We start from the raw sequence: 7,279 nt of genomic DNA, 5'->3' as shown, positions 1-7,279 counted from the left end.
GGAAGAAGAGTATGCAGATGAAACGGAGCATGCTTAAATTCAAAAATTAAACCAGTCGTTGTATAACCTTATAAGTAATGCAGGAAAATAAAGAGAAAAATATTGAAGATATCATTTCAGATGCAAAGGGCTATTTAGATAACCGAATCGAGTATACAAAACTGTATATGGTAGAGAAAGTTTCCAGAACTTTTGCTGACCTGGTAACAACCACAACCGTTATTATCTGCTTTGTTTTGGCTTTCTTATTCGGAACGATTACATTGGCTTTGTTTCTTTCTGATGTACTGGGTAGCTATACACGCGGTTTTGGCTGTGTGTCTCTGATTTATATTCTTCTTGCTGTCATTGTTTATTTTACAAAGGACAAATATATAGAGAAGGCCATTATCAATTTTTCTATCCGCAAATTTTTCACCAAACTAGCAGACAAGGACGATGAGGAAAAATAATATTCAGAATATAGAAGATCTGCAAAGAGAGATCCTGGTTTTAAGGGCCGCCTATCAGATGCAGGGGGATATGATAAAAGAAGATACCCGGCTTTATTTGAAGCAGTTTACTTTTGGGGCATTGATTAGAAAATATGCTACACCTTCTGCTTTTGTAAAAATGGATGATAAATTGAACATCAGCAGTAAACTGATGTCTATGGTTCTGCCTGTTTTGATGAACAGCACGCTGTTCAGGGGCTCAGGTTTTCTGACAAAGGCTTTTGTTGGGTTGGCAACCAGTAAAGTAGGAAAAACACTGGATGCAGAACATCTGTCAGCGATATTTAATACGGTAAAGGGTTGGTTTGTTAAAACCAAGAAAAAAGAAAAAGCAGTTGCCGCTATTGATTACGGTATTCCGCCAGACAGTGAAACCTATTAGTATAAAAAAAGGGAATCAAATTTTGATTCCCTTTTTTTATACTACTTAATCATCTTAAAGTGTTGATTTTATTTTAAGCTCTGTCAGTTGCTTCTCGTCTATAGTAGAAGGACTGTCAATCATCACGTCCCTGCCAGAATTGTTCTTAGGGAAGGCAATTACGTCCCGGATGCTATCCAGGCCAGCGAAAATAGAACATAAACGGTCAAAACCGAAGGCAATACCACCGTGAGGAGGTGCGCCATATTCAAAGGCATCCATCAGGAAACCAAATTGTTTTTGTGCTTCTTCTGCAGAAAAACCAAGGTGTTTAAACATCAGGGCTTGTAAGGCTCTGTCATGGATTCGGATTGACCCCCCGCCAATTTCAGTTCCGTTAACCACCATGTCGTACGCATTTGCCCTTACTTCTCCGGGTTTGGTATCTAATAAGGCGATGTCTTCTGGTTTAGGGGAGGTGAAAGGGTGGTGCATAGCATGATAACGTTCCGTTTCTTCATCCCATTCCAATAAAGGAAAATCCAGAACCCAAAGGGCACTGAATGTGTTTTTATCACGAAGTCCCAACCTATTGCCCATTTCCAGCCTCAGTTCACTCAATTGTTTGCGTACTTTGTCAGTCGTGCCAGCCATAATCAGCATTAAATCTCCTGGCTCGGTTTGTAACGCGGAGGACCAGGTTTTCAGAATGTCTTCGTTGTAGAACTTATCAACGGAAGACTTTAACGAACCATCTTCATTATGACGGCAATAGATTAGCCCTGTCGCACCGATCTGAGGACGCTTAATAAAATCGGTCAGCTCATCTACTTGTTTCCGTGTATAGGCTGCGCAGCCTTTGGCATTGATTCCAATAACCAGTTCTGCCTGATCAAAGACAGGAAAATTATAGCCTTTAACTAAGTCATTCAGTTCCACAAACTGCATTTCAAAGCGCGTATCCGGCTTATCTGAACCGTACAAGCGCATAGCATCTGCATATTGCATTCTAGGTACTTCCGGAAGGTCAATACCTTTAATTTCTTTAAATAAAGTCCGGATCAGCCCTTCAAAAGTATTCAAAATATCTTCCTGCTCAATAAAAGACATCTCGCAGTCAATCTGGGTAAATTCAGGTTGCCTGTCGGCGCGTAAATCCTCATCTCTAAAGCATTTTACAATCTGAAAGTATCTGTCAAAGCCAGAAACCATTAGAAGTTGTTTAAAGGTCTGCGGAGACTGTGGCAGAGCGTAAAACTCACCAGGATTCATACGGCTGGGTACGACAAAGTCTCTTGCACCTTCTGGGGTTGATTTAATCAATACCGGGGTTTCTACTTCAATAAAGTCCAGTCCGTCCAGGTAACGTCGAACGGCCTGAGCCATTTTATGACGAAGAACCATATTGTTTCTTACCGGATTTCTGCGCAAATCCAGATAACGGTATTTCATTCGCAGGTCGTCGCCACCGTCCGTTTCATCATCGATCATGAACGGTGGAAGTTTTGCTGCATTGAGTATTTCAAGGGCTGTAATTTTAATTTCTACGTCACCAGTTGGAATTTTAGCGTTCTTGTTAGAGCGTTCAACAACGGTACCGCTTGCCTTAATTACAAATTCACGGCCCAGATTACGGGCCGCTTCACATAACTCGCGGTTGTCGTCCATATTAAAAACCAGTTGAGTGATTCCGTACCGGTCACGAATGTCAATAAAAGTCATTCCACCAAGGTCCCTGGATTTCTGTACCCATCCACACAGGACCACATTTTCTCCTAGATTCTTAATCGTTAAAGCGCCGCAAGTTGTTGTTCTTAACATTATTGTAATAATTAGGCCGTAAAAATATTCATTTATTTTTCATATCCGTGCAACGTTTCTGAAGTTTGGTTGTCATATAGACGAATTAAGCAGCTATTGGAAACCTTATACATCGATAAACATCAGGCCTTGGTGCAAGAATGCAGACTTGGCAGCCGTAAAGCACAGTTTGAGTTATACAAGCTGTATGCAAAGGCGATGTACAATACTGCCCAAAGGATATTGTGTCATGTTGCAGAAGCAGAGGATGTATTGCAGGAAGCATTTTTGGAAGCTTTCAGTAGAATTACAGATTTTAGGGGGGATACAACTTTTGGGCTGTGGTTAAAACAGATTGTGATCAACAAGTCGATCAATTATCTTCGTAAGAGAAAAATGGAATTTGTAAGTACAGATACAATAGATGTGCCAGAAGAAGAAGAGGAAGAAAACGGCGAACTTCAGCCTAGAGTGGAGGAAATTAAAAAAGCAATGGAACTGCTCCCGGACGGATACCGGGTGGTGATCAGCTTGTATTTGCTGGAAGGCTATGACCATGAGGAAATTGCCCATATCCTGAAAATCTCGGAGAATACATCCCGCAGTCAGTATATGCGGGCAAAAATAAAATTACAACGCTTAATGGAAAAAGAAAGGAGTCAATGATGAGCAGAAAATTAGAGGAATTTATCAGGGAGAACAAGAAGGCATTTGATACAGAAGATCCCTCTGAAGAACTTTGGAGTAGAATAGAAAAAGGATTGGACAAAAAAAAACCTTCAAAACCAATCAATATGACCTTATGGATTGGGATTGCGGCTTCTGTGTTGTTGGTGGTGGGATTTGCTGCGGGGCTGTTTACCTACGGCCGAAGGAACACGATGATGGTGGCGGAAGTGAATCCTGATTATGCAAAGAAACAGGTCCGTTTTGCCAGTATGATCGAAGAAAAAAAGGACAGTTTGGAGGTCTTATCTAAAGTTAATCCAGCGCTTTATTCTAAGTTTAATAAAGATATGGAGCACATGGATGCAGATTATCAGAAATTGAAAAAAGAATTGGCAGACAGTCCGAATCAGAAATTAGTAGTGAGAGCGATGGTCAAAAATCTGGAACTCCAGCTGCAGGTGATTACTCAGCAATTGATGATCATTAACCAGGTAAATCAGTATAAAAAGGAAAATCAAATATGAAAAGGACTTTAATGGGTTTAGCAGGTATTGTTCTGCTGGCCAGCCACATCAGCGTTAAGGCAGAGGGGGTTACTGCAAGTGTTTCACCTATAACACCTATCCACTACAGGGCCGGCCTGCCTCATGATGAACCGGATGATGATGGTGCCAAATCGAAATCATTTAGCAGAAGCTTTCCATTAAATAGTGGAGAAAAGGTTAACCTGAACAATCAGTATGGGGCTATTCTGATCAAGAACTGGGACAAAAAAGAAATTAAGGTTGATATTGACATCCGGGCGTACAGCAACAGCGACACAGAAGCGCAAAAACTACTGGATGAGGTAAGCATTGAAGCCGAAAAACGTTCGGATGGTGTTTTCTTCCGGACAAAGATCAGTGAAGGCAGCAGAAACTGGGGTAGCTGGATCAGAAATGGAAAGCGGGGAAGAAAGGAAGTAAAGATCAATTATGTGGTATATATGCCCACCAATTCAGCGCTGACTCTTTCTCAGCAGTATGGAAACATAGACATGGCCGATCAGAGTGGGCCCTTGTCGGTAAAATTACAATATGGCAATTTTACTGCCGGAAATCTGTCTAACATCAATAATTACATCAATGTACAGTACGGAAAGACCAATGTAGCGGAAATCAATAAGGGGATCGTGAAACATCAGTATGGTTCAGGACTTATTATTGGCTCAGCGTCTGAATTGAACCTGGATGCACAGTATGTAGATGTCAACGTAGGTACGGTTAAGGAGAGTGCGCTGATCAAGCAGCAGTATGGTTCCAGCTTAACCCTGGGAACTGTGTCGAACCTGGTGCTGGATGCACAATATACCAAGGTAAACATACAAGCGATTAAACGTGGAAATTCGGTCATTAAGCAGCAATATGGTAGTTTGGATATTGGAAGCAGCGGAGGTCTGACCGTTAAAACCCAATACACGGGAGTTACTATAGGGACCCTTTTTGGCGATGCAACCTTCAATATGGCCTACGATAAGCTCAGCATTCAAAAGGTGAATGAAAATGTTCGTTCACTGGCGGTAGATGCAGAATATGTGAATATTGGAATTGGCTTTGCCGACAAATACAGCGGAGAGCTGGATGTAAAAACAAGTTATTCCTCTTTCAGATATGGTAGTGGGGTCACAGCCAGGTCTGCAAGCGATGAGGACCACTCTCAGGATAAGAGTTATACCGGTAAGATCGGTGGTGGGGGTGCCAGTCGGGTAAAGATTAAATCTTCGTATGGGAATGTTACTTTTAAATAATAACTAAAAACCAAACAAATGATAGCTTGCTGAGGAATCAGCAGGCTTTTTTTATATCTTAGCGAACCGTACTTACCTGTTTGTCTATGGAAATTTTAAACAACCCCGAAACCTGGATCTCCCTGATCACTTTAACCTTGCTGGAAATTGTTTTAGGGATTGACAATATCATATTTATCTCTATTCTGTCTTCAAAACTCCCGCAGGAGAAACAAAAAAAAGCGCGCCAACTGGGATTGGGACTGGCAATGATCACCAGAGTACTCTTGCTGCTGTCACTAAGCTGGGTAATGACCCTAACCGCTACATTGTTCAATATAGGAGATTGGTTCAGTATTGATAGTAAGGAATGGTTGGAAAAACTGGCCATATCCGGTAGAGACCTGATCCTGATTGTCGGAGGCTTATTCCTCATTTATAAGAGTACCCATGAGATCCATTTGAAGCTGGAAGGTGAAGAAGAAGGGGGAGCCAATGCGAAGGCATATACGTTCAATGGAGTTATTGTGCAGATCTTGCTGCTTGATATTGTGTTTTCCCTGGATTCGGTTATTACGGCCGTTGGTATGGCAGATCATGTTGAAATCATGGTTGCTGCGGTGGTGATCGCGGTGATCATTATGATGATCTCTTCAGGTGCCATCAGTAATTTTGTAAACAAGCACCCAACAGTGAAAATGCTGGCACTGTCTTTTTTATTGCTGATTGGGGTGTCATTGCTGGCGGAAGGTTTAGATCAGCATATCCCTAAAGGGTATATCTATTTTGCTATGGCTTTTTCTGTGTTGGTAGAGATGCTGAACCTGAGAATGAAACGGAATTCAAAAAAGCCGCTTGAGCTCCGGGATACACCTAAAGAAGGGAAGGACTAATTTGTGAACCGGAATTTATTTCGTGCAATTGAAAATTTTAAATCATAAAAGGTACTTTTGCCCTCGATTAAAAGGCAAAATATATTATGATCTCATTTTCTGAAGCCTCATTGGCCGAACTTTCTATACACCGGATAGGTAATAAGTCTGAAGACGAATTTTATGTGCTTTCGGAGCAATCCCTTGTGATAGAAGATGAGCAGCTTAAGAACCTCTTGCTGCAATATTTTCTGGGACCTTATGGCAAAGTCAATGAGATCTACAGGTTTTTTCATCCCAATGAAGATTTGAACCTGAATGAAGTTTATCATTTTGCAGAATCCATCTTTGAAAAAGGAGAGCGTTTTCACGACAATAGTCAGCAGCTGGCCAAATATCTGTATGAGATCTCTAATCATCCCAAGATCAAATCAGGAGAATTGTATGTCGCTTATTTTGAGAATGTACAAATTGAAGGAGAACTGCATGATGCGATTGGAATCTTTAAGTCAGAGAATAAGGAGACCTATCTGAAGGTTTATCCGGAAAACAGTGGCTTTAATGTGAGTTATGAGCAGGAAGCGATTAACATCAGCAAGCTGGATAAGGGGTGTCTGATCATCAATACAGAAAAGGAACAGGGCTATAAAATTGCAGTAATAGATCAGACCAATCGCAGTGCAGAAGCCGTTTACTGGAAGGATGAATTCCTGAAGCTCCGGATCAGAAATGACAACTACCATCAAACCAGTAATGTCCTTGGTGTTTATAAGAATTTTGTGACCCAAAAGCTGGACGAGGATTTTGAGATCTCCAAAGCAGACAAAATAGATTTGTTGAACAGGTCTATTAAGTATTTTAAAGAAAAGGATAGTTTTGATCTGGATGAATTTTCAAGCGAAGTGATCGCTAACGCGGAGGGCATCGAATCCTTTAAGAACTACAAAAAGAGTTATGAGGAAGAATTTGATACCGCTATCCCCGACAGCTTTGACATTTCAGACGCGGCAGTTAAAAAGCAGGCCCGCGATTATAAAAGCGTATTGAAACTGGACAAGAACTTCCATATTTATATTCATGGAAATAAAGAGCTGATTGAGAAAGGTTTCGATGATGATAAGTCCATGAATTATTATAAAGTCTATTTTCGGGAGGAACAATAATTTATCTCATTTATTGCTAAACTATTTCGCTGTAATTCATAATAAATTGTAGCTTTATTTCTATAGCCAAATATTTTAGCAACTTATGGGTCTGAAAACCAACGGGAATTCTATTTTCAAAGTGATTGGTGCGTCTTCACTCGGCACTCTTATCG

8 protein-coding genes are annotated in these 7,279 nt (G+C 40.9%); 7 read left to right on the top strand and 1 reads right to left on the bottom strand.

Annotation, left to right across the window (positions count from 1 at the left end; genetic code table 11):
• Nucleotides 1-77: 77 nt before the first annotated feature.
• Nucleotides 78-452: a phage holin family protein gene (locus DBR11_RS13305; protein WP_108553158.1), complete on the top strand. Its 375-nt coding sequence runs from the start codon at nt 78-80 to the stop codon at nt 450-452.
• Nucleotides 439-876 carry a hypothetical protein gene (locus DBR11_RS13300; RefSeq protein ID WP_108553157.1) on the top strand — a complete coding sequence of 146 codons (438 nt, stop codon included), beginning with the start codon at nt 439-441 and terminating at the stop codon, nt 874-876. The genes DBR11_RS13305 and DBR11_RS13300 overlap by 14 nt, the downstream gene beginning before the upstream one ends.
• Nucleotides 877-930: 54 nt before the next feature.
• Here DBR11_RS13300 and aspS read toward each other — a convergent pair whose 3' ends face one another.
• On the bottom strand, nt 931-2,676 hold the full coding sequence (gene aspS / locus DBR11_RS13295) for an aspartate--tRNA ligase (protein ID WP_108553156.1): 1,746 nt from the start codon (nt 2,674-2,676) through the stop codon (nt 931-933).
• A 96-nt stretch (nt 2,677-2,772) separates the two neighbouring features.
• On the opposite strand from aspS, the gene DBR11_RS13290 reads away from it, so the two are divergent.
• The 5 genes from DBR11_RS13290 (at nt 2,773) to DBR11_RS13270 (ending at nt 7,124) form a co-directional block, all read left to right on the top strand.
• Nucleotides 2,773-3,321: an RNA polymerase sigma factor gene (locus tag DBR11_RS13290; protein ID WP_108553155.1), complete on the top strand. Its 549-nt coding sequence runs from the start codon at nt 2,773-2,775 to the stop codon at nt 3,319-3,321.
• Nucleotides 3,318-3,848 (top strand): hypothetical protein, encoded by a 531-nt coding sequence (locus DBR11_RS13285; protein ID WP_108553154.1) that lies wholly within the window; start codon nt 3,318-3,320, stop codon nt 3,846-3,848. Before DBR11_RS13290 ends, DBR11_RS13285 begins: the two co-directional genes overlap by 4 nt.
• Nucleotides 3,845-5,110: a hypothetical protein gene (locus DBR11_RS13280; RefSeq protein ID WP_108553153.1), complete on the top strand. Its 1,266-nt coding sequence runs from the start codon at nt 3,845-3,847 to the stop codon at nt 5,108-5,110. Before DBR11_RS13285 ends, DBR11_RS13280 begins: the two co-directional genes overlap by 4 nt.
• Nucleotides 5,111-5,196: 86 nt before the next feature.
• The gene (locus DBR11_RS13275; RefSeq protein ID WP_108553152.1) at nt 5,197-5,982 is read left to right on the top strand and encodes a TerC family protein; all 786 of its coding nucleotides are present in this window, start codon (nt 5,197-5,199) and stop codon (nt 5,980-5,982) included.
• An 86-nt stretch (nt 5,983-6,068) separates the two neighbouring features.
• On the top strand, nt 6,069-7,124 hold the full coding sequence (locus DBR11_RS13270; RefSeq protein WP_108553151.1) for a nucleoid-associated protein: 1,056 nt from the start codon (nt 6,069-6,071) through the stop codon (nt 7,122-7,124).
• Nucleotides 7,125-7,279: the final 155 nt, after the last annotated feature.

Source organism: Pedobacter sp. HMWF019, assembly GCF_003061025.1.
Lineage (GTDB): Bacteria > Bacteroidota > Bacteroidia > Sphingobacteriales > Sphingobacteriaceae > Pedobacter.
This window is presented reverse-complemented; position numbering and strand designations above follow the sequence as displayed.

Bases quoted from the DNA above. Each gene is read 5' to 3' on its own strand.
- DBR11_RS13305 (WP_108553158.1), top strand. From the start codon at position 78: ATGCAGGAAAATAAAGAGAAAAATATTGAAGATATCATTTCAGATGCA.
- DBR11_RS13300 (WP_108553157.1), top strand. From the start codon at position 439: ATGAGGAAAAATAATATTCAGAATATAGAAGATCTGCAAAGAGAGATC.
- aspS (WP_108553156.1), bottom strand. From the start codon at position 2,676: ATGTTAAGAACAACAACTTGCGGCGCTTTAACGATTAAGAATCTAGGA.
- DBR11_RS13285 (WP_108553154.1), top strand. From the start codon at position 3,318: ATGATGAGCAGAAAATTAGAGGAATTTATCAGGGAGAACAAGAAGGCA.
- DBR11_RS13280 (WP_108553153.1), top strand. From the start codon at position 3,845: ATGAAAAGGACTTTAATGGGTTTAGCAGGTATTGTTCTGCTGGCCAGC.
- DBR11_RS13275 (WP_108553152.1), top strand. From the start codon at position 5,197: ATGGAAATTTTAAACAACCCCGAAACCTGGATCTCCCTGATCACTTTA.
- DBR11_RS13270 (WP_108553151.1), top strand. From the start codon at position 6,069: ATGATCTCATTTTCTGAAGCCTCATTGGCCGAACTTTCTATACACCGG.